The sequence below is a fragment of the Pseudoalteromonas distincta genome, assembly GCF_005877035.1.
Classification (GTDB): domain Bacteria; phylum Pseudomonadota; class Gammaproteobacteria; order Enterobacterales; family Alteromonadaceae; genus Pseudoalteromonas; species Pseudoalteromonas distincta.
This window is the reverse complement of the sequence record NZ_CP040558.1, coordinates 3,039,737-3,065,023: the sequence shown is the minus strand read 5'-3', so window position 1 is coordinate 3,065,023 and position 25,287 is coordinate 3,039,737. Positions and strand designations below refer to the sequence as shown.

The 25,287-nt window shown below is 39.6% G+C and carries 25 protein-coding genes and 1 tRNA gene; 15 read left to right on the top strand and 11 right to left on the bottom strand.

The features are described 5' to 3' along the window. Nucleotides 1–19 precede the first annotated feature (19 nt). From secD to FFU37_RS13685, 4 genes are all read left to right on the top strand, one after another. Nucleotides 20–1,879, top strand: coding sequence for a protein translocase subunit SecD (gene secD, locus FFU37_RS13700; RefSeq protein WP_002957829.1), 1,860 nt, complete (start codon nt 20–22; stop codon nt 1,877–1,879). A gap of 9 nt (nt 1,880–1,888) precedes the next feature. Continuing rightward, nucleotides 1,889–2,836 (top strand): protein translocase subunit SecF, encoded by a 948-nt coding sequence (gene secF, locus FFU37_RS13695; RefSeq protein WP_002957828.1) that lies wholly within the window; start codon nt 1,889–1,891, stop codon nt 2,834–2,836. A 129-nt stretch (nt 2,837–2,965) separates the two neighbouring features. Further along, on the top strand, nt 2,966–4,753 hold the full coding sequence (locus tag FFU37_RS13690) for a GGDEF domain-containing protein (protein ID WP_138489722.1): 1,788 nt from the start codon (nt 2,966–2,968) through the stop codon (nt 4,751–4,753). A gap of 18 nt (nt 4,754–4,771) precedes the next feature. Next, the gene (locus tag FFU37_RS13685) at nt 4,772–5,581 is read left to right on the top strand and encodes a substrate-binding periplasmic protein (protein ID WP_138489721.1); all 810 of its coding nucleotides are present in this window, start codon (nt 4,772–4,774) and stop codon (nt 5,579–5,581) included. A gap of 53 nt (nt 5,582–5,634) precedes the next feature. Here the strand turns inward: FFU37_RS13685 and suhB are convergent, their stop codons facing one another. Continuing rightward, entirely contained in the window at nt 5,635–6,438 is an 804-nt protein-coding gene (gene suhB, locus FFU37_RS13680; protein WP_002957826.1) for an inositol-1-monophosphatase, read from the bottom strand. 243 nt (nt 6,439–6,681) lie between these two features. Here suhB and FFU37_RS13675 point away from each other — a divergent pair, with 243 nt between their 5' ends. After that, a complete protein-coding gene (locus FFU37_RS13675; RefSeq protein WP_138489720.1) occupies nt 6,682–7,098 on the top strand; it encodes a VOC family protein in 417 nt (138 codons plus the stop codon). Between the two features lie 38 nt (nt 7,099–7,136). Here FFU37_RS13675 and FFU37_RS13670 read toward each other — a convergent pair whose 3' ends face one another. Beyond that, a complete protein-coding gene (locus FFU37_RS13670) occupies nt 7,137–7,805 on the bottom strand; it encodes a LiaF domain-containing protein (protein ID WP_039488234.1) in 669 nt (222 codons plus the stop codon). A 328-nt stretch (nt 7,806–8,133) separates the two neighbouring features. Between FFU37_RS13670 and FFU37_RS13665 the strand changes: the two genes are divergently transcribed. The 4 genes from FFU37_RS13665 to FFU37_RS13650 all read left to right on the top strand — a co-directional run bounded on the left by FFU37_RS13665 (nt 8,134) and on the right by FFU37_RS13650 (nt 10,141). Continuing rightward, nucleotides 8,134–8,700 (top strand): BON domain-containing protein, encoded by a 567-nt coding sequence (locus tag FFU37_RS13665; protein WP_024597541.1) that lies wholly within the window; start codon nt 8,134–8,136, stop codon nt 8,698–8,700. A 72-nt stretch (nt 8,701–8,772) separates the two neighbouring features. After that, complete coding sequence (locus tag FFU37_RS13660) at nt 8,773–8,931, top strand: YqaE/Pmp3 family membrane protein (protein ID WP_002957822.1); 159 nt, start codon at nt 8,773–8,775, stop codon at nt 8,929–8,931. A 379-nt stretch (nt 8,932–9,310) separates the two neighbouring features. Next, nucleotides 9,311–9,817 carry a hypothetical protein gene (locus FFU37_RS13655; RefSeq protein WP_239022704.1) on the top strand — a complete coding sequence of 169 codons (507 nt, stop codon included), beginning with the start codon at nt 9,311–9,313 and terminating at the stop codon, nt 9,815–9,817. Between the two features lie 247 nt (nt 9,818–10,064). Beyond that, a tRNA-Ile gene (locus FFU37_RS13650) sits at nt 10,065–10,141 on the top strand. 310 nt (nt 10,142–10,451) lie between these two features. On the opposite strand, the gene FFU37_RS13645 is transcribed toward FFU37_RS13650, so the two are convergent. Then, the gene (locus FFU37_RS13645) at nt 10,452–10,781 is read right to left on the bottom strand and encodes a 5-carboxymethyl-2-hydroxymuconate Delta-isomerase (RefSeq protein ID WP_002957818.1); all 330 of its coding nucleotides are present in this window, start codon (nt 10,779–10,781) and stop codon (nt 10,452–10,454) included. Nucleotides 10,782–10,988: 207 nt separating this feature from the next. Here FFU37_RS13645 and FFU37_RS13640 point away from each other — a divergent pair, with 207 nt between their 5' ends. The 6 genes from FFU37_RS13640 (at nt 10,989) to FFU37_RS13615 (ending at nt 16,063) form a co-directional block, all read left to right on the top strand. Continuing rightward, entirely contained in the window at nt 10,989–11,474 is a 486-nt protein-coding gene (locus FFU37_RS13640) for a CreA family protein (protein WP_138489719.1), read from the top strand. 47 nt (nt 11,475–11,521) lie between these two features. After that, entirely contained in the window at nt 11,522–12,295 is a 774-nt protein-coding gene (locus FFU37_RS13635) for a hypothetical protein (RefSeq protein ID WP_138489718.1), read from the top strand. 11 nt (nt 12,296–12,306) lie between these two features. Continuing rightward, nucleotides 12,307–12,945: a LysE family translocator gene (locus tag FFU37_RS13630; protein ID WP_039488238.1), complete on the top strand. Its 639-nt coding sequence runs from the start codon at nt 12,307–12,309 to the stop codon at nt 12,943–12,945. A 26-nt stretch (nt 12,946–12,971) separates the two neighbouring features. After that, the gene (locus FFU37_RS13625; protein WP_138489717.1) at nt 12,972–13,466 is read left to right on the top strand and encodes a gamma-glutamylcyclotransferase family protein; all 495 of its coding nucleotides are present in this window, start codon (nt 12,972–12,974) and stop codon (nt 13,464–13,466) included. Nucleotides 13,467–13,481: 15 nt separating this feature from the next. After that, nucleotides 13,482–15,023: a serine hydrolase gene (locus tag FFU37_RS13620; protein WP_138489716.1), complete on the top strand. Its 1,542-nt coding sequence runs from the start codon at nt 13,482–13,484 to the stop codon at nt 15,021–15,023. 122 nt (nt 15,024–15,145) lie between these two features. Beyond that, nucleotides 15,146–16,063: a histone deacetylase family protein gene (locus tag FFU37_RS13615; protein ID WP_138489715.1), complete on the top strand. Its 918-nt coding sequence runs from the start codon at nt 15,146–15,148 to the stop codon at nt 16,061–16,063. A gap of 13 nt (nt 16,064–16,076) precedes the next feature. Here FFU37_RS13615 and FFU37_RS13610 read toward each other — a convergent pair whose 3' ends face one another. The 8 genes from FFU37_RS13610 to dusB form a co-directional block, all read right to left on the bottom strand. Beyond that, the gene (locus FFU37_RS13610; protein ID WP_138489714.1) at nt 16,077–16,370 is read right to left on the bottom strand and encodes a DUF4144 family protein; all 294 of its coding nucleotides are present in this window, start codon (nt 16,368–16,370) and stop codon (nt 16,077–16,079) included. 6 nt (nt 16,371–16,376) lie between these two features. Further along, nucleotides 16,377–17,186, bottom strand: coding sequence for a DUF2797 domain-containing protein (locus tag FFU37_RS13605; RefSeq protein WP_024597548.1), 810 nt, complete (start codon nt 17,184–17,186; stop codon nt 16,377–16,379). Between the two features lie 22 nt (nt 17,187–17,208). Beyond that, the gene (locus FFU37_RS13600) at nt 17,209–19,749 is read right to left on the bottom strand and encodes an EAL domain-containing protein (protein WP_138489713.1); all 2,541 of its coding nucleotides are present in this window, start codon (nt 19,747–19,749) and stop codon (nt 17,209–17,211) included. Between the two features lie 112 nt (nt 19,750–19,861). Beyond that, nucleotides 19,862–21,145, bottom strand: coding sequence for a phosphoribosylamine--glycine ligase (gene purD, locus FFU37_RS13595; protein WP_138489712.1), 1,284 nt, complete (start codon nt 21,143–21,145; stop codon nt 19,862–19,864). 15 nt (nt 21,146–21,160) lie between these two features. Beyond that, nucleotides 21,161–21,982: a class I SAM-dependent methyltransferase gene (locus FFU37_RS13590; protein ID WP_002957806.1), complete on the bottom strand. Its 822-nt coding sequence runs from the start codon at nt 21,980–21,982 to the stop codon at nt 21,161–21,163. Between the two features lie 106 nt (nt 21,983–22,088). Then, the gene (gene purH, locus FFU37_RS13585) at nt 22,089–23,675 is read right to left on the bottom strand and encodes a bifunctional phosphoribosylaminoimidazolecarboxamide formyltransferase/IMP cyclohydrolase (protein WP_024603688.1); all 1,587 of its coding nucleotides are present in this window, start codon (nt 23,673–23,675) and stop codon (nt 22,089–22,091) included. A gap of 325 nt (nt 23,676–24,000) precedes the next feature. Then, nucleotides 24,001–24,291, bottom strand: a complete 291-nt coding sequence (gene fis / locus FFU37_RS13580) for a DNA-binding transcriptional regulator Fis (protein WP_002957804.1) — start codon at nt 24,289–24,291, stop codon at nt 24,001–24,003. A gap of 19 nt (nt 24,292–24,310) precedes the next feature. Further along, entirely contained in the window at nt 24,311–25,282 is a 972-nt protein-coding gene (gene dusB, locus FFU37_RS13575) for a tRNA dihydrouridine synthase DusB (protein WP_024603689.1), read from the bottom strand. Nucleotides 25,283–25,287 lie beyond the last annotated feature (5 nt).

Below are 25,287 nucleotides of genomic sequence, written 5' to 3'. Positions count from 1 at the left end.
AAATAATAAGGACGACCCCGTGTTAAACAAGTTTCCAGTTTGGAAGTATTTACTTGTTTTAGCTGTGGTAGCCATTGGCCTTTTATATGCCTCTCCAAACTTGTATGGTCGCGATCCGGCCATACAAGTTTCAGGTGCTAAAGGCGCTGATGTCGATCTCAGTGTTGTAGACAAAGTAAACGCAATCCTTAAAACAAATAATGTAACCGCTAAATCGACAATACTTGAAGATGGACAAATTTTAGTTCGTTTAAAAAATGTTGAAGAGCAACTTAAAGCGCATGACTTACTACGTGATTCGCTGAGCGATGATTACATTTCTGCTATTAATATGGCACCTGCTCAACCAGCTTGGTTAAAAGCGGTTGGTGGTAACCCTATGAAGCTAGGTCTTGATTTAAGTGGTGGCGTACATTTCACCATGGAAATCGACATGGCAACAGCGGTTGATAACCAGCTTGAGCAAATGGAACAAGATTTTCGCAGTGACCTGCGCGAAGAAAAACTACGTTATCGTAGTGTTCGCCGCGTAGCAGGCTCCGATCGTATGCGTGTAGAAATGCGTACCGAAGAAGACAAAAATGCTGCAGAGAGTTTCTTAGAAACTCGCTACCCGCTAAATGTCTACATTGATGACAGCAGTAACGATAAAGCATTTTTTGCGACAATGAGTGAGCAAAAACTCAAAGAAATTCGTGACTACGCTATCAAGCAAAATGAAACGATTATTCGCAACCGTATCAACCAAATTGGTGTTGCAGAGCCTAACGTACAACGCCAAGGCGCTGAGCGTATTATTGTTCAACTACCAGGTATTCAAGATACTGCACGTGCTAAAGAAATTTTAGGCGCGACAGCAACACTTGAATTTCGTGAAGTAGACGAAAACGCAGATATTAGCGCTGCTGCCCAAGGTCGTATCCCAGCGGGTACTGAAATGATCATGAGCCGCGACGGTTACCCTGTTGTACTTAAAAAGCGTATTATTTTAGAGGGCAGCCATATTACGGGCGCGCAATCTGGCGCTGATGAATACCAACGTCCGCAAGTAAGTATTACGCTAGATAGCAAAGGTGGGGCAAAAATGAATGCCTTTACCAAGCGTGCTATTGGTAAGCGTATGGCAACGGTATTTATTGAGTACAAGCCATCAGGTAAAAAAGATGCAGACGGTAAAGCGCTTCCGCCTATTAAGGTTGAAGAAGTTATTAACGTAGCAACGATTCAAGCCCGTCTTGATCGCTCGTTCCGTATTACCGGCATTGATAACCCAGCAGAAGCACATAACTTAAGCTTACTACTTCGTGCTGGTGCACTTGTAGCGCCAATTCAAATTGTTGAAGAGCGCACAGTAGGTCCAAGCTTAGGACAAGAAAATATTGAAGCGGGTATGACTGCGGTTGCACTTGGTTTTGCGTTTGTACTTGTGTTTATGCTTGTGTACTACAAAGGTTTTGGTATGGTTGCAAATCTTGCGCTTGCGGCTAACTTAGTACTAATTGTAGGTGTTATGTCTTTAATTCCGGGCGCTACACTTACGCTACCAGGTATTGCCGGTATTGTATTAACGGTAGGTATGGCGGTTGATGCTAACGTACTTATTTTTGAACGTATTCGTGAAGAGCTGGCCGATGGCCGTAGCCCTCAACAAGCGATTCATTTTGGTTACGATAGCGCATTTAGCACTATATTTGATGCCAACATCACGACACTAATTGCTGCCATTATACTGTTTGCAGTGGGCACTGGTCCGATTGCGGGCTTTGCAGTGACACTTGCGATTGGTATTTTAACTTCAATGTTTACAGCCATCGTTGGTACCCGTGCGGTAATCAACTTATTTGTTGGTGGTAAACGCATTGATAAACTTTCGATTTAAGGAGCAGACATGCAAATTTTAAGTTTGGGTAGTAGAACCCTTCGTTTCATGTCTCTTCGAAAAGTGGCTATGGGTTTCTCGACGCTACTAATTTTAGCGTCGTTTGCATCAATTTTTATCAAAGGCCTAAACTTTGGTTTAGATTTTACCGGCGGTACTGCGGTAGAAGTGGGTTTTTCACAACCGGCTGACCTTAAAAAAGTACGTGATGCACTAGCTGATAATGGCTTTGCTGATGCATCAGTGCAGCTATTTGGTTCAAGCCAAGAAATTTTAGTTCGCTTAGCACCACGCGGTAGCGATGTAAAAGCTGAGGTGATTGGTAACCAAGTAATCGACGCACTTAAAAAAGCAGACGACAGCGTAGTAATGCGCCGTATTGAGTTTGTAGGCCCAAGTGTAGGTGAAGACTTAAAAGAGCAGGGTGGCCTTGCCATGTTAACTGCGCTTATTTGTATCTTAATCTACGTTGCGTTTCGTTTTGAATGGCGCTTTGCAGTAGGTGCGGTAGGTGCACTACTACACGATGTTATCATTACTGTGGGTTTATTTTCGGTATTAGGTTTAGAGTTTGATTTAACTATATTAGCGGCCATTCTTGCGGTAATTGGTTATTCACTCAATGATACGATTGTTGTATCAGACCGTATACGTGAAAACTTCCGTAAGGTACGCATTGACGATACGATAGAAATTATTGATATTTCACTTACGCAAACACTTAACCGTACACTTGTAACATCAATCACGACTATTTTAGTATTGATTGCCTTGTTTGCATGGGGCGGACAAACCATTCATGGTTTTGCAACTGCATTACTGTTTGGTGTGTTTATTGGTACTTATTCTTCGATTTATGTTGCAAGCTCTGTTGCTATAGCAATGGGCGTAAGCAAAGAAGATTTAATACCTGAAGTGATAGAAAAAGAAGGCGCAGACCAAGACGCTATGCCGTAACTAGGTTTGTACTTAATAAAAACCGCTCTTATGAGCGGTTTTTTTATGAGCGCATTTTTTTGCGCAATAAAAATGTCATACACACTTGGTACTTTATTGCTCCAATCAAAATAGTTGTAAGGCAAATACGTGACGATTCAGCGCAAAGTATTAGAGTACATTTTAAAAAGCGGTGAAATAACAACGCTGTTTCAGCCTATTTTTGATATTAGTAATCAAGTTATTTTAGGTTACGAAGCACTTAGTCGAGGACCTAAAAATAGCCCGTTAGAAATGCCTAATACGTTATTTAAAGTTGCCCATGAGGAATGTTTAATTTCTGAGCTTGAATTACTATGTCGCTCTAAAGCGATTGAAAACTTTGTAAGGCTTAACCTACAAGGTAAATTATTTTTAAATGTAAGCCCTAAAACACTACTAGACCCTTGCCACCCTAAAGGGGAAACATTGCACCTAATAGAGCAATTTGGCTTAGCTGCTAACCGTGTAGTTATAGAGGTTACTGAGCAAGAAAAAGTAGATGATGGCTTCTTGTTATTAAAAACGATAGCCCATTATCGAGATCTCGGTTTTACTATAGCAATAGATGATTTAGGCGCTGGGTATTCAGGGTTAAAGCAATGGTCTGAACTATGCCCTGATTTTGTAAAAATTGACCGCTATTTTATTGATCATTGTGATGAAAGCGAAGTTAAAAAAGAGTTTTTGAAATCTATTACTATTTTGGCCAGAGCTACTAATACTCAGGTTATTGCCGAAGGCATCGAACGTCCAGAAGAGCTTACATTTGTAGAAAACTTAGGCATTAGTAATGTACAAGGGTTTTTACTCGAAAAGCCAAGCATAAAGCCAAGTGAAGATTTCAGCTCAGAGCAACTAAAAGCTATTTCATTTACGCAATCAAACACATTGTTTGATCAATCTATGGCCATAGGTCGCTTATCGATTACGCAACTTGCAATAAGCAGCGACACTCGCTGTAAAGATGCGCATAAGCTCTTTGAGCAAGATAAATCACTCATAAGCATTGCAGTGTTAAATACTGAAAACCAGCCAGTAGGGTTACTTCACAGAGATCAATTAACAGAAGTTTTTGCAGCGCCCTATGGGCATGCTCTTTACGATAAACGCCCCGTTACTGCACTGATGGATAAGCAGCCCTTAGTCGTTGACGAAAACCAATTACTCGATACCGTAAGTAAACAAATAACTGAGCAGGACTTTGATATACGCCGCCATATAGTGATAACCAGAGAAAACGCTTATTTAGGTTTAGCGCCGCTTCGCGATATTTTAAAACACATAACCGAAGAAAAAATACGCCATGCACAACACGCTAATCCACTGACTATGCTCCCTGGTAATGTGGCAATTAATGAAGCTATAGAGCAGCGATTAAAAGGTAGTAATCCGTTTTCACTCGCGTATATAGACTTAAATCATTTTAAGCAATTTAATGACTTATACGGCTACGCTAGCGGCGACAGTGTAATTAAACTATTAGCTGATGTAACAGTGCAAGCGTGTAAAAATAGTGCTAACTTTGTAGGACATATAGGTGGCGATGACTTTATGGTGGTGTTTGATCAGCACAACGCGGTTGATATATGTAATACCATTATTGAGCAATTTCAACTCCAGTCTCGTATATTTTTTACACCTGAGCACATAAAGAGCGAAGGGTATTGGGCCACAAATCGTGAAGGAGAAAAGCAATTTGTGCCGCTACTAACGTTATCGATTGGCTTAGTTGAGCCTGATTTACAACAATGTAAAAACAGTCACCAAGTTGCAGCACTCGCAACTGATGCTAAAAAAGAAGCCAAACGTTATCGCCATAGTTATTTGTTTATTTGCAAACGTAAAGGGCCTGCTCCCGCAGTGGTGCGCCTAGCAAGCAATAAGCAGGTAATTTAAATAAAATAGGTAATTATTATGTTGCCAATAAAAATCTCGACCAGTGTACTTGGTCTGCTTGCAAGTTTTGCACTTATGGCGCAAGAGCAAATAATTAATGTAGCCCAAAAGCAAGATACTCAAAACGCACGAGAAGAGTACTTAAGTGAGCTACTGGTACGTGCACTTGAGAGTGTTAACTATCCTGGGGTTATTAGGATGACTCCCATATTAGATCAGCAAAAACGTAAGCTCATAAACCTAAATGATAACGAACTAGATATGTATTGGAGTATGAGTAGTCCAGAGCGAGAGGCACTTGCTTTAGCTATTAAAATACCACTATTTAAAGGTTACATAGGAAAGCGGGCTTTACTCACTAATAAACAAAACGTAGCACGCTTTAAAGACGTAAAAACCCTAGAGCAGCTAGGAGAGTTTTCAGCAGTGCAGGGTCACAACTGGCCAGATACAAGAATAATGTCCTATAACGGCTTACGTGTAAGGCCGCTTACCAATTACCAAGCCATGTTCACTTTAACGAGCCGTGGGCGGATAGATTACTTTCCTCGCTCGTTTATTGAGGTTAACTCTGAGCTTATTGAAAACAAACAAAGTAACTTAGTCGTTGTGCCTAATTTATATATAAGCTACCCAACGGGTATTTATTATTTTGTGACTAAGAGTAAACCCGAATTGGCGAAGGCAGTAGAGGAGGGCTTAATATTAATGCAGACAAACGGCGAGTTTGATGCATTATTTAATGAATACTTCGCAAAGGATTTAAATACACTACCTTATACAAAAGGTAAAACGATAGAGATTAAGCTCGATAACCCTTATTTTTAAGCACAAAAAAAGGAGCCTGGGCTCCTTTTTAGTATGCTATTAATAGCATTTAATTAGCGAAGTAACGACTCAGTTAATACTGGACGAATTTCGCGAATAATTGCTTGAGTCAGTTTTGGTGAACCACAGATAATATTGCCGCTGTGGTTATAGTTATTACCACCGGCAAAATCTACAACCATACCGCCCGCTTCTTTAACCATTAGTTCGCCCGCAGCAGAGTTCCAAGGTTTTAAACCAATTTCAAAAAATCCATCAACACGGCCAGCTGCAACGTATGCCATATCTAAAGCAGAACAACCTGCACGGCGAATATCAGCAGTGTGTACAAATAATGCTTTAAACGCTTCGGTGTATGCATCCATGTGGTTTTTGTTTTTGAAAGGGAAACCTGTAGCAAGTACAGTGCCTGCAAGAACCGTAGTTTTGCTAACGCGCAGACGTTTACTGTTTAACTGAGTGCCTTGACCGCGAGATGCAGTGAAAAGCTCACCACGAATTGGATCATAAATAACAGCTTGGTCTAAACGACCTTTAACTTTAAGTGCGATAGAAACCGCGTAATGAGGGATACCTTTGATGAAGTTAGTTGTTCCATCGATAGGATCTACAATCCATTGGTAATCATCATCCTTGCCTTTATGCTCACCTAGTTCTTCACCAACAATTGAGTGAGTAGGGTAAGACTGTAAAATAGTGTCACGAATTACGGCTTCGGCTTCTTTATCAATGTTAGTTACTAAGTCGTTAGCGCCTTTTTGTTGCACTTCAACTTTTGATAAATCTTCACTTGCGCGAAGTAAAATTTTGCCTGCGTTGCGCGCAGCGCGAACCGCAATGTTTAACATTGGATGCATGGTATTACCTTTGGGTTGTAAAAGAACGTTTATATATTTCAGCCGGCGTATTTTAGCGACTTTTGCCATAAAGTAAACAATAAACCCCAAATACTTGTGTTTGTTTTTTATACAAGATTGAAAAGTTTAAATATTTTTAAAAAATAATTATCTGCATTTAAATAAATTAATTTTAAATAACACTTTACCTAAAGTTAACTTGAGGTTTTATCGTACTCCTAACTTAACTGAGAGGATAACACTATGTATTTAGAGCACGTAAACTTAGTCGCGAGTGATATAGATAGTATGCTTACATTTTATCGCGCTGTATTTCCACATTGGTCAATCAGAAGTGAAGGCAGAGGCGATTGGCATGGAAAACCAAGACGCTGGGTACACTTTGGAGATGACACGCATTACATCGCGATAAGCAATCATGGTGAGGGTGAAAACAGAAATTTATCGGGCCATCAAATTGGTTTTGCACACTTTGCTTATGTAACAAATAACTTAAGCGCAGTAGTAATGCGCTTAAATAAAGCGGGTTTTACTCTAAGCAAGCAAGGTAGCGAGAATCCATTTAGGAAAAACGTTTACTTTATTGATCCTGCAGGGTTTGAAGTTGAGTTTGTAGAGTATTTAAGTGATATACCAAGCGAGCGAAATAACGATTTATAATAAAATACTAAGCAGCACGCTAAAGTGCTGCTACTCAATTATAGTGAGCGGTTATTATTACCCGTGCCAAACTGGGTTTTTAGCTCATTTGCAAAGCTTATAAATTTTTCTTTAATTGTGCGCTTTATTTTCACCTCAACCGAGCCCATTACTGCCTTTCCTTCAATATGAATTGTAGGGCCTTGGCGTTTGTTAAGCGACACAGATTTATTTTCAAGGCTACTTAAAATACAAAACATTTTAGACACTACATTGACATGCTCTGGTACGTAAATTTCATCGCTACCAAAAATACAGTTAACGTGAATAGTTACATTTTGATGCGCAAAAATGGCATCGGTAAAATCAAGCACCACCGATCCCATAAAGTTACTCAAATATATATTTTTTGGCACAACCCACTGACCACTTCGCTCGTTAGATCCTAAAATACTGCGTAATGTAAAATCATCATCACTGTTTTGCTGTGCACTATAATGTGGTGTAAATTGCGATTGTTTTTCTGCTTTATATTGCTGATCGGTATTAAGTGTTAAGTCTTCTACTAAGGCTAGCAGTGCTTCGTTATTAGGTGCATCCATCGCATTATCTAAACGTCTTTCAAATGCATCAACAGAAATAACACCATGACTGTAATTATAAATTAATTGATCAATCACTTGTTCGCGTACTTGCTCTATTGGGCGGTCTTCAACTTTTACAGACATGAGTTATTCCTTCTTATATTTACTATTGATACTGCTCTCGTAGTTAGGCTGCAAACCGCGTACCAAATATAATTTCATTAATTATCAATTGGTTATTTTTTAACGGTGTTTTTTGTTTTGTTATATTAACGATAGATTAACCAAAAGAGCAATTATCTAGCTATTTTCACTATTTGAGAAAGTTTTACCGAGTAGCCTGTAAATAGTTACACAAACATAGATAAGGTTTTATCTCTTAATTAATTCAAGTTATTGAATTTTAAGTGTAAATAAAGTTGGCCTGAAGCTCGCATTAGTTAAAGTGTCTTTAATCAAAAGGAGAAAGATTATGAAAACATTTAACAAATCTATTATCGCAGCTCTAGTTCTTGGTACTACGGCTATGGGTGCCCAAGCAAACAGCTGGGAAAACGAAAGTAAAGATGCTTGGATTGATGGTAAGGCAGAAACCGTTCTACTTATGAACACTAATCTAAACAACTTTGACATTAACACTGATGTAAAAAATGGCAAGGTAGTACTTACAGGTAAAGTTAATAGCGAACTTGATAAAGAGCTAGCAGAAGAACTTGTACTTAGCCTAGATGGTGTAACTGATGTTGATAACAGCCTTACAGTTGTTAAAAGCATGGACACCGAAGATAAAAGCAACGACATGATGGACGATGATGATAACGACCTAACGGACGCTAAAATCACCACTGTAATCACAACTCGCTTCCTGTTTGACTCAGAAGTAGGTGGTACAGACATTGATGTTGATACCGACAACGGTGTGGTAACTCTGAATGGCTCTGTAGAGTCTGAAGCTGAAAAGCAACTAGCAGTTAAAATTGCTAAAAATGCTGAAGATGTTCGCGACGTAGTCGATAAACTAGCTATTGTTGCTGAATAATACAGTATAGTTAAGGCCCAGTAATGCTGGGCTTTAAGTCTTTTCAATGTTTAATTTAAATGGAGTTTGATCATGGATATTATTCGTATAATACTTTCGGTTTTATTACCGCCATTAGGTGTGTTTTTGCAAGTTGGCTTAGGTATGCATTTCTGGTTAAATATTCTATTAACACTGCTAGGTTATTTCCCAGGGTTAATACATGCAATCTACATTATTGCGAAAAAATAATGACAGATTATATATTGTGTAAGCCGAGTACTGAGGTTTAGCTAAATACTTCAGTACCGATCGGCTCACAATATTAGTTTTTAGAGAGTTTTTAGATAGTTTTTAGGTTAAATCCAATTTTTAAAGCTCTTCAACCCATTAATTCACTTCCTTAACTCACTCCCAATATTATTTTAAAACTATACTTATTGTTTACTAATAAGCTTTCCAGCTAACAGTCGCGCTCAGATTCTGACTTGATGCCATTTAGGAAATCTTCAACATTAGTGTGTTTATACATCTACAATATACAATCAAATACTTTATTATTTAGTGACAATATTACCTTCACTTCTAGTGTTATCATTAAACTAGGTTTTAGGCATATTGAGGCAGTTAATTGAATATTCGACTTATAATGTCAGGCGTTGTGTCTTTCGTTTTTTATTTTAGTTGGGCCTACTGGGCAAATAGTACGGCAGACATTGCTAAATCGGTTACGCTTCAAGCTGCATTAGTGCAAGGTTTGTATAGTGGATTTGTAACGCTTTTTTTTACCTTTATTTTAGAAATGGTCGTCAACAAGTATAAGTTTAGTTATGTAACGCTTGCGTTTGTAACTCCAATTATTTGTATGTTTCATTCTAAAACACCACAAAACGTAGCAATACGACAAAGTTTTAACAATGCAATTAACTCTAGCGCCTCGTATTTAAGTAATAAAAAAATAGCAGGCGTACTTTTTGCGCCTATTATTCCGATTACTGTCCAATCGAGCTTAGTGATTATGGTAAATGTAGTTAATCAGACACCTAATTTGGCACTGACAGTAGCCCCAAGCATATTTTTTACAGCCTTGTATGCCTACACATATATGTTAGCTTTGCTTAAAAAAGTAGAGCGTTAAATATAAAAGACTACATGTGGGAGGAGGTTTTTTATAATTTAATGCAGAGAATATCATGGGAAATATCTTGTATTTTATGCTTATACCCACTTAAAAGATTACTATTTAAGCAGTTGGCTTGTTGATTGTTAAAATAAAGGTTTTTGGTAGTGACAAGCACCTAAAAAGTTTTTATACTGCAACCCGCTTTAGTCGCTCTGTGACTGAACGCTTCAAAAATTAACTGCCTAGCAGTTATATAAAAGTTGGCCCCTTAGCTCAGTTGGTTAGAGCACACGACTCATAATCGTTAGGTCCCCAGTTCGAGTCTGGGAGGGGCCACCACTTTTACAAATTTCCCAAGTAAATATCTATCCAAATTATTTAAAGCTACATTAATTTAATATTGTGTAATTTTTATTCTTTAGTTATCCCTAATAAGAAACGTAATCTAAATAAAGTTAATCCATAGATTAAGCTAAGCTTTCTTAAATTTGGAATAGTGCGAATGCACTATTAAATTCCAGCATTAGATCAGATGCTTTGCTTTATAAGTGACAGTGATCAGCATTTAATTTCAGAAGACAAAAAAGCCCCTATTGGGGCTTTTTACTTACTAGTGTTTACTTTTATTGCTCAAAACTACAAGAGTTAACTAATTTTTACGGTATATCTCATGCTCAATATCGTAAATATTTACGCTTAGACTGTCTGATGCTCTGCAATATGTTTTTAAACATGAAAGTAGCAGTTCGCTTAACATTTGTTTTTGCTCAATTGAGCGTCCTGCCAAAATATGTACCGCGATATGTATAAACCCTGATTTTCCTGCGCCAAGTTGATATTGCTGATAAGCAATAGCACGTGTTTTTATGGTTTCTAATTCAAATAAGTTACTTTCGAAAGCGGTTGTATGAATTTTTTCTACCAGTACTTGAGGTAAAACGGGGAGGTCTTCTGAGTGTTCAATAATAATGTGCGGCATTTAGGCGTTTCCTATTATGAGTTACTGCATGAGCGAGAGGTAATTGTATCAAATACAAGAGGGGTCACTAAACCCTGAGCTATCTAAAATCTTTACTTTAAACTAATTTAGTCGTATTTATTTTTGATGTTAGTATAAAAACAAACAGGTGAACCTTCGCTTAGTAACTTATCTACTAAGTTACCTATATATTGATTAAGGATAAGTATGAAATTACCACAAAAATTTAAACGTTTAGCTTTACTTGCAGGTGCAATTATTACGTTAAGTGCTTGCTCTGACGATGTTGCGTCGGTAAGCCTTGGGTTATTTACAACTAAAGATGTTGTGGTGAATTCGCAGCAAGATCCTATTGTTGAGGGCGTTACTTGTCATATTAGTCATATAGAGGCTAATTTGGACTTTTCTGATCCCTCTGATATGTCTATAGCGTGTCGTCAAACGGGGCCAATTACAGCGAAGCAGCTACAAAAAATAGACCGTAGCAAATCGGGCGAGGTGATATTCAAATCATCTAAAAGTATATTATTTAAATCACTAAAAGTGCGTCGTATTTACGATGCTGAAAATCGTACTTTATTGTACTTATCGTACTCAACTAAAGAGTCCAGTGGTAGCCACCACCATGCGCTATCAACAGTGCCGCTATACAATACTCAAGCGTGGGACTGGGCGCTTACACAAAAAGACTAAGTTAGCACCTACGTAAGCACCTAAACTAAAACCTAAAAGAGCACACTATGTTAGCTTTATTTAAATCAAAGCCATTATTAGAGCAGCAAGAACAGCAATGGCTTATTGATACATTTATTTGGGCTGTAGAAAACTTTGATGCTGAGTTTTTTACAAAGCACACTCAAATAATACTGCCAACGGCCACTTTTTTCCCTGATTCGGTATCGAGCATTGAAGAAATGGCGAGCAATGTTTTTAACCGCGTTACTAGTTACGCGGGTATGAACGCATGGCCTATTCAACTAGTTGCACCGCAGCAATTACAACCGCAAGTTTTTCCACACTTTGAATTTAGCAATGAAATACGTGGCGAAGGCAGCCATTTAATTGTGCCGCCAAGCCATACGATTAATATTTCTTTTAATCCTAATCAGATTAATCAGCCACAAGATTTAGTGGCAAGTTATGCGGGTACTCTGGCCACCATACTTATTCATCACGTTGGGGTGCTGCCGCCTGGTGGTAGGGAGTATTTACCACAAGCTGCTGATGCACTTGCTTGTTTTTTAGGGTTTGGTGTGATGATGAGCAACACGGTGTATCAGTTTAAAGGCGGGTGTGGCTCTTGCTATAACCCATACGCTAACCGTGAAGCTAAGTTAAGTGAAACGCATACGGTATTTATGCATGCCCTAATCAGTTACTTTAAAAACGATAAGGTGTCTAAAAAATATTTAAAGCCGCATTTACGTGGCCAGTTTAAAAAAGCACAAAAAGAAATTAAAGCATTGGTAAATAACTCGGCCAACCCGCTGTTATTAGCTTATTCGCCAAACTAGCAAGGATTTGCGTGGAATACTTAGATGAATTTTTACTGATTGTTATTGCTCATTTTTTTGCAGTAGCAAGCCCAGGGCCTGACTTTGCCGTAGTACTTAAGCAAAGTGTGCAACAAGGAAGGCGCAATGCATTGTGGACAAGCGCCGGTGTTGGCGCTGCTATTTTACTGCACGTTGCCTATTGCGTTTTAGGTGTTGCGCTTATTTTAACGCAATCGCCTAGTTTATTTATGGCGCTTAAGTACCTTGCTGGTGCATATTTAGCTTACTTAGGCGTACAAGCTCTTAGAGCTGCAAAACCGCCTGCAAGTAATGAAGGCGAGGCTGTAAAAGATGTTGAAAACAAAACCGTTCAAGAGGAACCCGTTTGGGTGGCTTTTAGGCGCGGCTTTTTCACCAATGCATTAAACCCAAAAGCCACGTTATTTTTTATGTCGTTATTTACACTCGTGATTAGCCCAACAACACCTACTAGCATACAGATTGGCTACGGCGTGTACATGGCATTGGCTACTTGGGCGTGGTTTTCAATGCTTTCAATGATGCTTTCTCGCGATAATGTAAGGGGCTTTTTCCAACAACGCGGTTATTGGTTTGACCGTGGAATTGGCATTATTTTAATTGCACTTGCAGTACGTGTTGTTATTTAACTTATTCAAAAAGCGCAGGAGATAAAATGCCGCTATATAATTTTTCGTTTGGTTCTAATATGTCATCTAATCGTTTGTTAGCGCGCTTGCCCAATGTAAAGCGTGTAGGAACTGCGGTACTTAAAGGCTACGAGCTTACTTTTGATATGCTATTTAAAGATGGCTCAGGTAAATGCAGTATTTGTCCAAGTGATAAAGAAGATGCATTGGTTTACGGCGTTATTTATGAGCTTAATGAAGAAGAAAAAGCTATTTTAGACAGTATTGAAGGGCCAGGTTACGATTGTGTAGATATAGCCCCAACGCTTTTAACGGGTGAGACTTTAGCCGCACATTGTTATATAGCTAATACCCATGACAGCGATGTACTCCCATATGATTGGTATATAAAACACGTTCATCGCGGTTCACTTGAAGCGGGCGTACCAAAAGAATACAGTGATGCCATATTAAATCGCGCACAAAAAAGCGACACCAATCAAGAGCGCGCAGCAATTGAATTTGCAGTTCATCAAAAATAATAAAATAGGATTGATATGAAATTAACCAAACTTGCCGCAATTGCACTACTAGCAGGCACTACGTTTAGCAGCTGGGCACAAGTTGATACCAACAAAATTGACGACGTAATTAAAGCGTCAATGGCACGTTTTGACGTACCCGGTATGGCAGTCGCCATTGTTGAAAACGATAAAGTAATATTTGCTAAAGGCTTTGGTGTAACTAATCTCGATACCAACAAAAAAGTAAACAAAGACACCTTGTTTGGTATTGCTTCAAACACGAAAGCGTTTACAACAGCAGCGCTTGCCAAGTTGGTTGATGAGGGGAAGTTAAGCTGGGATGACCGCGTAATTGATCATTTACCAGAGTTTAGATTGTACGACTCATACGTAACACGCGAAATGCGTATTCGTGATTTATTAAGTCACCGCAGTGGGCTAGGGCTTGGGCAGGGCGATTTAATGATTTGGCCAAGTACCGATAAGTCAGTTGATGAAATTTTAGCGGGATTACAGTATTTAAAACCAGCGAGCAGTTTTCGTAGTAAGTATGCTTATAACAACTTGATGTTTGTTACCGCTGGTGAGGTGGTTGCACGTGTGTCGGGTATCAGCTGGAACGATTACATCGAAAAAAATATATTACAGCCGCTGCACATGGATAACTCACGCGCGGGCTTTTCACGTATTCCTAAAAGTAATAAAAACTGGGCGACAGGTCATATTCCTATGGATGGCACGCTTCATCCATTTTTTGTGAATTACTTAGAAGATTTTAGAGGTGCAGGTGCCATTGCTTCAAGTGTAAGCGACATGAGCCAATGGCTTCGTACGCAATTAGCGGGCGGTAAAATGCCAAGTGGCGAGCAGCTATTTAGTGAAAAGCAACAAGCGCAAATGTGGCACCCACATATTACATCTATGGCGTCTAAAAGTGCGTTTGAATCGTATCATCAGCAGTTTAGGGGTTATGGGTTAGGCTGGAGTATTGAAGACTACCACGGCTTTAAAAAGCTAGGTCACGGCGGTGGTATTTTGGGAATGGTATCGCAAGTTACTTTATTGCCTGAGAAAAACCTCGGTATTGTTATTTTATCTAATCAACAAGCTTTTGGTGCACTTTCGGCAGTAACCCATGAAGTGCTTGAAGATGCACTTGAACTTGAAGATAAAGACTGGGTAGAGGATTTAGCTAAAAGTCATTTTGAAGGCAAACAACAAGCGTATGCTAATGCAAAACCAGAAGCCCCCGCTGACTACCAACCACAATTACCAAATATTAATTATACTGGTACATTGCACGATGATTGGTATGGCGATGTAATTATTGAGCAGTTAGATGGTAAATTATGCATTGATTTTACCCACACTAAACGCTTGAAAGGCACTCTGGAGCATTACACTGGCAATACATTTATTGTTAAGTGGGATGAAAAGCTACTTGAGGCGGATGCGTTTATTCGTTTTGAAATGAGCTCACAAAACCGTGTAAACAGCGCTAAAATGCGTGCAGTATCAACACAAGTTACCGATTTTAGCTTTGATTTTAGAAACCTGCATTTAAAAGCAAAATAGCTAATAATATTGATATTCAAGGTATCGATATTTAAAGTGTCGATATACACCAAAGTCGCAAAGCCACCATTAGGTGGCTTTGTTATATTAAACACTCAATTTACTTTGGCTAGGAGCGTTTTATGCGTACTGCAGTTATTTCACACCCTCATTGCCGTAAACATAAAATGATAGACGACCACCCTGAGTGCCCAGAGCGCTTAGATGCAATTACCGACCGATTATTAGCCAGCGGTGTAGATGTTGGCTTAACGCACCTGCAAGCACCTAAGGCCGAGCGTGAACATTATTTACTTGCTCACGATGAAGCTTTAGTTAAGCACGTAGAAAATACACTCCCAACCGAAGGACTCGCTAATTTAGATGGCGATACGTGGTTGTGCCCCGATTCGTTTAAAGCGATTGAGCGAGCAGTAGGTGCAGGGTTGTTAGCTGTTGATGAAATACTTGCCGATAAACTCGATGCTGCTTTTTGCTCAGTACGCCCGCCAGGGCATCATGCTAATAAAGAGTCATCATCTGGGTTTTGTGTGTTTAATAATTTAGCTATTGCCGTTAAGTACGCACAAAGCAAAGGGGTTAAACGCATTGCGATTGCTGACTTTGATGTACACCATGGGAATGGCACACAAGACATTTTTATTGATGATAAAAACGTACTACTTTGTTCGTTATTTCAGTATCCGTTTTACCCAAATACAGCGGTTAAAAATAATAGTCATATCGTTAATTCTCCTTTGCCAATTGCCAGTAATGGCGATGATTTAAAAGAGGTGTTTACTGGGCAATGGTTACCAAAATTAAAAGCGTTTAAGCCTGAATTACTTTTTATAAGTGCAGGGTTCGATGCTCACCTAGAAGATGATATGGCAAGCTTAAAATTTGTTGAAGATGACTATACTTGGCTTACCGAGCAACTATGTGGCGTTGCTAAAGAGGGCGGTTGCAAAGGGGTTATTTCGTATTTAGAAGGTGGCTATGCGCTATCAGCTTTGGGTAGAAGTGCTGTAGCGCATATAAAAGTGCTTACCGAGATTTAAATAATGAGAGTGTTTATAACCCTAGTAAATCAAACGCCTGCGCTGTGCTTAGGGTTTTTATTTTACCAAGGCAGCATTGTCCTTCATTTAATAAGTAAGCTGTAACAAGCTGTGCTAGTTGCTCGCCATTCAATTTAGGGTAAACAGTGCCTTGTAAATTAAGGTAGTCACCTTGCTTGTTAAGTACTCGCACATCGCTTAGCTCACTTTGCGTAACGCTGTGTAAGCACTCTTGTTGCTCTTGTTGGTTATGGGCTATCTCAAGCTCATTATAAATAACCAATAATTGTGGATAGCTGTTTAACATAGCCCGTTAGCCTACGGTTACTTCGTAGGACGTAAACTTACGAATATTAATAACGCCTTTTTCAAAGATTAAGTACTGACCTTTAATACCTTGTAAAACACCACTTACAACAGGGTCTTTGTCAAAGTTAAATGAGCTGATTTTTGTTGGGTATTCGGTTACTGGAAAGTTTAAATCAACCACATCTTCATCAAGTTGTTCTATTGCTGTTGCGCCAAATAATTCACTTAGCTCATTTAGCTTTTCACTAATTTGTGGGATCAGCTCGGCTGCCGCTGCCTTTAAGTCAATTGCGTCGTTTTGACCTTTTAGCATATTGCGCCAATTAGTTTTGTCGGCAATAAATTCAGCCAATGCAACTTCTACTAAACCGGATTGCAGGCGAGTTTGCACTTTAAAAATAGGTAATGCCTGAGTAGCGCCTTGATCAACCCAGCGAGTTGGTATTTGTGTGTGGCGGGTAATACCTACCTTTAAACCTGAGGTATTAGCGAGATACACATAGTGTGGGATCATGCAGTTTTCTTCGCCCCATTGCGGCTCTCGGCAAGTGCCTTGATCGTAGTGGCAGGTTTCTGGTTTCATTATGCACATATCGCAACTAGCAAGCTTGCGCATGCATACAAAACAGTGACCTTGAGAATAGCTTTTTTTTGTTTTTTTACCGCAGTTAGAACATAAAATAGTGCCACTAAAGGTAAGCGTAAGCTCCTTACCTATAAATGCATTTAAGTCTACTAAGTGTTCACCTACAGGTAAGTGATATTGTACTGGTTCGGTTAAGCTCGATTTTAGTTTACGCAGTGTGCCTTGCATCTTTACTTGGCCCCTAAAGATGTTAAAAAGAGGAGTCTAACATTTTTAAGCTATATTGGCTTTTTAAGAAGTGTAAATAGTTGGTGTAAGGCAGTGCTTTTGCGTATAAATAACCTTGGGCGCAATCAGCGTTCATATCTTTGAGCAAGTGATGGATTTCTTGGGTTTCTACCCCCTCAATTGTTATTGATAAATTGAGGTTATGCGCCATATCAATGGCTGTTTGTACAATAACTTGGTGAGTTGGGTTATTAGGCAAATCAAAAACAAATGACTTATCTATTTTAAGCTCACTAAAGTGATAATTGACTAAGTAGCTAAGTGACGCGTAGCCTGTCCCAAAGTCATCCAGTACCACTTTAATACCTAATGCGGTTAACTCATCAACTAACTTTATAAGTGCATCTTGACTATCTACGAAGGCCGATTCGGTTAGTTCAAATTTAAGTAAGTGTGCCGGCACTTGGTATTTAATTAAAATATTTTCTACTTTTTCGGCTAAATTATTTATGGTTAAGTTTTTAGCACTTAAATTTACGCTAATTGTGTGCTCGTTATAGCCATTTTTTGTAAGCTCAACTATGTCTTTACAAGCTTGCTCTATTACCCACAGTGTTAGCTCGTTAATAATACCTGTGTGTTCAGCAAGTATTATTAGCTCTTCAATTGATAAGTTGCTGTAAGTTGGGTCGGGCCAACGTAATAAAGCTTCAGCACCACTTACGTGGTTACTTAATAAGTTTATTTGAGGTTGGTAGTAAAGCGCCAGTTGATTTGTTTTTATGGCTTGTTGCAGCTTAGCGGCTAGAGCAACGTCCATCATCAGATTATTACCGTTTGACGATGACCCAACTTGATTAACGCTACCTTTTGCTTTTTTAAGCGCTAAATAACCACGCTTTAACCAATATTCAAAGTCGTTACTATTGCCTGCACTACTAATACCTATACTGTAACTAAGCTGCAGGTTTAGCCCTTTAATTTCATATTGTTTTGGTAGGCTACTAATTATTTTAGTCAGTAGTGCTTCTAGCATTTCTTGGTTTTGTGTTTTTGTAGAAATACAGGCAAATACACCACTGCTTAAATCGGCTAAGCGAGGACTGGTGTTTAAATCTGTTTCGAGGTTTGTAAATTCACGTTCATGGCTGAGTTCTAATTCAAGCTCTTTGGCTATATGCTTTATAAGTGTGTAGCCCTGAGTAGAGGTAATAATCGTATTGAGTGAATTAAAGTGACGTATTTTTATTAAACACAACGTTGTTGAGCGGTTTTGGCTCTGTAGTGCCATAAATGCTTGTTTTAGCTTGGAGCTATTAAGTAATCGTGTTTGTTGTGTATGCGTGGCATGATAAAGCGCACGTTCTCGCTGATACCTTACCCTGTCTGCTAATGCCATCGCCATTAAAATAACTTCACACAAAATAGCGACTAAAAAGGCATGGCGGGTTGCAAAGGTATACGGTAAAACGCCAGTGAGTTCCATGGGTTGAATTGCCGCACCAAAAATTAGCGGTATCCATGATAAAACATAAAACTTAGCCCACCTAAAACCACTGCGTAACTTGTTATATATTAAAATAATACAAGTAATATAAAGCAGTACCATTACACCAAAAAATATAGGAGCCGCTATATTTTCAGGAATAAACAAGCTACATACAGCAAGAGTAAACATAAGCCAAAGTAGAGCTATGCTCATTTTGTAACGCCAACATTTATCTTTATGATAGCGCAAAAACATGGTGCAAAAAGCAAGGGTGAAAAAGGCGACCCCATAATTACTAAATACAATTTGTTCGTGAATAAAGAGCTGCCATTGCTTAGGCCATAAATAAAAACCAAAGCCCAGTACTGCACCCATTAGCGTAATAGCGCTGACGATGTAGCCAATATAAATTAAATAAACACGGTCTTTTATACCAAAATAAAGCACCAAGTTGTAAAGCGCAGCCATCAATAGCACGCCTACAAAAATACCCCAGATCCCAGTTTGAGAGCGCACTAAGTCAATAAACTCTTTATCACGATACAAGTTTACAGGTGTTTTACTTATGCCTATTGTGTCTATTTTTATTACTAGGCGTTGTGATGATTTTCTTTCTACTAAAAAGCGAATATGCGGTACGCTGTATTCAAACAAAGAGAGGGCTTCTTCTTTATCGCCGAGTTTGTATGTTTCAATTAGTTTGTTATTTTTATCGAGGCGATAAACCGTAAGGTGATCGACCATAGGGTTGTCAAAATGTGCCACAACATTTTGCTTGTTAAGGCTTTTATTTTCTAAATCAAGAAACAACCAATAATTTTGTTGGCTAAAGCTCCATGGAACATCTGAAAATGGTTGATGAGTAAGTAATTCAGGTTGGTTAATGATGGTATCGAATGTTTTAGTTTTGGTTTTGTCAATATAGTAGGCGTAATCGAGGTACATTGGAGCCGTTTTATCAATTGTATATCGTGTAGGCACGACTAAGTTTGATGCCAATGTACTGATTATAAAAAATATAAAAATCAGTATGGCAACAGCAATTGCATGGTAACGTAAAGTTCTTAGTTCCAACGTTAATTTACTTTTAAAAAACCTTTTAATTAGTGTAGCACTAAAAAAGCGCAGGGAAACTGCGCTTTTTTAATTAAATTAATTGGTTATACCAATGAATAGGTATTATAGGCTATTGCTCGCGTGCAATAGCACGGTAAGCTATATCTGTACGATATTCCATACCATCCCAGCTAATTTGTTTAACAAGCTCATAGGCGCGTTGCTGCGCTTGCGTAACAGTGTTACCAAGTGCTGTTGCGCATAATACGCGACCGCCTGCGGTTACAACGTCATTGCCACTTTGTTTAGTACCCGCATGAAACACTTTTTCACCTGCAGGGTAATCCACTTTTAGCCCCGAAATAGCGTCACCTTTAGGGTAATCACCAGGGTAGCCTTTAGCGGCAAGTACAACACCAACGGCTGCGCGTGGGTCAAACTCAATTGTTGTTTTATCAAGTTCTACACGATTAGCAGCTTCAATCAATTCAACCAAATCTGATTGCAAACGTAGCATCATTGGTTGAGTTTCAGGATCGCCAAAGCGACAATTGTACTCAATTACTTTAGGGGTGCCTGTTTCGTCAATCATTAAACCTGCATATAAAAAGCCGGTGTACGGATGGCCTTCGCTTGCCATGCCTTCTACCGTAGGGTAGATCACTTCGTTCATAATACGCTGGTGGATTTCATCAGTAACAACTGGCGCAGGTGAGTATGCACCCATGCCACCCGTGTTAGGACCCGCATCGCCATTGTAAGCGCGTTTATGATCTTGGCTGGTTGCAAATGGTAATACGTTTTTACCATCAACCATTACGATGAAAGACGCTTCTTCACCGTCTAAAAACTCTTCAATAACAACACGACTTCCCGCATCGCCAAAAGCATTACCCGCAAGCATATCGCGAATCGCTTCTTCGGCATCGGCCTCCGTCATGGCTACAATTACGCCTTTACCCGCAGCCAAACCATCTGCTTTTACAACAATTGGCGCGCCTTTCTCTTTTAAATAAGCAAGGGCAGGCTCAATTTGTTCAAACGTTTGGTAGTCGCCCGTTGGGATTTTATGACGTGCTAAAAAGTCTTTAGTAAACGATTTCGAACCTTCAAGCTGAGCTGCGCCCGCCGTTGGTCCAAAAATAGCCATGTTATGTTCACGAAACTTATCAACAACACCCAGTACTAACGGTATTTCTGGACCTACAATAGTAAGCTCTACCTTATTTTGCTGTGCAAAACTAAGTAAACCATCTAAGTCGTCAACGTTTATTGCTACGTTTTCAAGTTTTGGTTCAAGTGCAGTACCTGCATTACCAGGGGCTACAAATACAGTATTTACTTTGGTGTTTTGAGCGGCTTTAAACGCAAGTGCGTGTTCGCGGCCGCCGCTGCCAATGACTAAAACATTCATGGCGAAAATTCCTATTTAAAGCGGTTTCTTAAATTTCAGCGTCATGCGGTCGCTTTCACCAATAGCTTTATATTTGTCAGCATCTTGTTCGCCGAGTCTTAAGCTTGGTGGTAGCGTCCATACACCTTTAGGGTGATCGGCTGTATCTTTTGGATTTGCATTTATTTCACTGCTTGCTACTAATTCAAACCCTGCTTGTTTAGCAAGGTCTACTACGTAGCTCTGCTTCATATAACCTGATGTTTTTTGATCTTCATCAGCACGCTCTTCAGCTAAACGGTGTTCAACTAAACCTAATGTACCACCTGGTTTAAGGGCTTTATAAAAAGCTTGGAATGCACTTAATGCACCGCTTTTATCTTTGCCCATGTACCAGTTATGTACATTACGAAATGTTAAAACCATATCGGCACTGCCAGCTGGCGCAATATCTAAATGTGTTACAGGTGCAAACTCAGTAATTTTAACGCTACTAAAGCGCTCATCTTCAGCTACTTTTTGTTTAAAGCCTGCAAGAGAGCGTTGGTAGTAGCCAACTGATGAATCAGCAGGAAAGTGCGCGGCATAATAAGTGCCTTGCTCTTTTAGTGCTGGCGCTAAAATTTCACTATACCAACCACCACCGGGTGCAATTTCAACAACTGTCATGGTTGGTTTAAAGCCAAAAAATGCAAGTGTTTGAGCTGGGTGACGATATTCATCACGAGCGCTGTTTTTAGCACTGCGTTCGCTTGATTGAAGTGCATGTTCAAGGCTTGATTCGTGGTTATGGCTAAGCGCCATAGTCGATGTCATTGTTAGTGTGGCTACAAGTAGCGATTTTAGCGCAAATTTCATTGTTTGTTCCTTCACATTATAATTTTAAATAGGTTATTGAATAATCAGAATACGTGAATTTATAGCAAACAAAAAGGGTTAAACCAACGTTTAACCCTTTGTGTGATTAGTGGCGGAAATGGCGCATACCAGTTAGTACCATTGCCATGCCAGCTTCATCAGCAGCTGCAATCACTTCTTCATCACGCATTGAGCCACCAGGCTGAATTACCGCAGTAATGCCAGCGGCTGCGGCTGCGTCAATGCCATCACGGAATGGGAAGAATGCGTCAGACGCCATAACTGAACCTTTAACTTCAAGGTTTTCGTCTGCTGCTTTTATACCTGCAATTTTAGCTGAGTATACGCGGCTCATTTGGCCTGCGCCTACACCAATGGTCATACCGTCACGGGCATAAACAATTGCGTTTGATTTAACAAACTTAGCTACTTTCCAGCAAAACAGTAAATCTTTAAGTTCTTGCTCAGAAGGCTGGCGCTTAGAAACAACTTTTAAGTCGCCTTGCGTTACCATGCCTAAGTCGCGGTCTTGAACTAAAATACCGCCGTTAACGCGTTTAATATCTTGACCTGCGGCTTTACCTGTCCACTGTCCACACTCTAATAGACGAACGTTCTTTTTAGCTTCAACAATTTTTGCAGCGTCGCTCGAAATACTAGGTGCAATAATTACTTCAACAAACTGACGGTCAACAATTGCTTGTGCAGTTGCTGCATCTAGCTCTCGGTTAAAGGCAATAATGCCACCAAATGCTGATGTAGGGTCTGTTTTAAAAGCGCGCTCGTATGCTTGTAGAATGTTGTCGCCAATTGAAACACCACACGGATTAGCATGTTTTACAATTACGCACGCAGGTACGTCAAATTCTTTAACACATTCAAGTGCTGCATCGGTATCTGCAATGTTGTTAAACGAAAGGGCCTTACCTTGCAATTGAGTTGCTGTTGCAACTGATGCTTCAGCAATGTCATTTTCAACATAAAAAGCAGCATCTTGATGTGAGTTTTCACCGTAACGCATATCTTGCTTTTTAGTGAACTGCATATTGATAGTACGCGGGAATTTAGTCTCTACAGCAGCTTCCTCGGTGTAATCAGGCACCATTTTACCGAAGTAGTTAGCAATCATGCCGTCGTATTGTGCAGTGTGCTCATATGCGGCAATCGCTAAATCAAAACGTGTTTTGTACGTTGTTGAACCATTGTTGTTTTGCATTTCACTAATAACACGGTCGTAGTCGCTCGCGTTTACCACGATTGTTACATCTTTGTGGTTTTTAGCTGCTGCACGAACCATTGTAGGGCCGCCAATATCAATATTTTCAATGGCATCTTCAAGGCTGCAGTTTTCTTGAGCGACTGTATTCGCAAAGGGGTATAAGTTAACTACAACTATGTCGATAGCAGAAATGTTGTTATCTGCCATTACGCTTTCATCTTGTCCGCGACGGGCTAATATGCCGCCGTGAATTTTTGGGTGAAGAGTTTTTACGCGACCATCCATGATTTCAGGGTGGCCTGTGTGATCTGATACTTCAGTCACTTTTATGGCGTTATCAGCAAGTAGTTTACATGTGCCGCCAGTTGATAAAATATCAACGCCTTGCGCTTCAAGTGCGCGGGCAAATTCAACAATACCGGTTTTATCAGACACACTTAATAGTGCGCGACGAATGGGACGATGAGTATCCATTGTAGTTTGATTTCCTCAGTTAATGAGCTAGCTTAGAAGCGGGCATTTTAACTGATTACTACTCAAAAAACGACTTATAAAGGCTCAATAAGCGTGAGCATTTTGCAATTTAGTTAATAAACTGTAGGCATAAAAAAAGCACCCTAAGGTGCTTTTTTTGCATAATACCAGTTGTATTGGATTAGTAAGTAGTAATAACAATAGAAAAACAAGTCTATAACAAGGCAAAAATTTTGCAGTGTAGTTATTCTACATAAAAAACTTTTGACGACGTTATGGGCTTGTTTAGCTCGTTAGAATACTTACGCTTTCAATATAATTGGTATTAGTTCATGCCGTATTTTTTAAGCTTTTTACGTAAAGTACCACGGTTGATACCTAGTAAAATTGCTGCACGAGTTTGGTTACCACGTGTATATGTCATTACTTCTTCAAGTAATGGCGCTTCTAGCTCTGAAAGAACAAGGTCGTAAACGTCTTGCACATCTTGACCGTTAAGCTGCTTTAAATAGTGGTGAACAGCTTTTTTTACTGCATCACGCAATGGCTGCGGTTTCTCGTGTGACTGAACATGAGGGTTAGTGATAAATGGAGAAGTCACGTTTTGTTCGAACATTATTAAGTCTCTTTCTTTCTTAGTTAGCTGCTAGTGTTTTAAAGTATTGCTCTAATGCGACGACCTGTGCCTGTGGGTTGTCGAGCGCATTAAATACTCGCCTAAACTGACCATCACTGTCATGGGTTTGCAAATACCAAGATACATGTTTGCGAGCAATTCGCGCTCCCATTGGCTCACCGTAAAACATATGGAGGTTTGTTAAATGCTCCATTAATATACTGCGCACCTCTGCAATAGCAGGTGGCTGTAAATGTTCCCCAGTTCGCAAATAGTGGTCTATCTCCCTAAATATCCAAGGGCGACCTTGGGCGGCTCGGCCAATCATAATGGCATCTGCACCCGTATAGTCTAAAACCTGTTTTGCTTTTTCTGGTGATGTAATATCACCATTGGCAACAACAGGAATCGACACTGAACGTTTTATATCCCTAATCGTGGCGTACTCAGCATCACCTTTGTACATACATGCACGCGTACGCCCATGTACAGCAAGTGATGCAATGCCATAACGTTCAGCTATTCTCGCAATCTCTACACCATTACGGTTATCCGGATCCCATCCTGTACGGATTTTAAGTGTCACAGGTATATCAACAGCATTAACGACTGCATCAATAATCTCTTCCACAAGTTCAGGAAACTGTAATAAGGCAGAGCCTGCGAGTTTCTTGTTCACTTTTTTTGCTGGGCACCCCATATTGATATCTATGATCTGTGCACCATTAGCAACATTGAATTGTGCGGCCTGCGCCATAAGCTCAGGATCTGCTCCTGCAATTTGCACCGCGCGTATACCCGACTCACCGCTGTGATCCATACGGTTCATCGACTTTTCTGTTTTCCAAACCTTAGGATTTGACGATAGCATTTCAGACACAGCTAAGCCCGCACCTAAGCGTCGACAAAGTTGTCTAAATGGTCTGTCTGTAATGCCTGCCATTGGCGCGACAATTACATTATTCTCAAGTTGGTATTTACCGATACGCACTATAT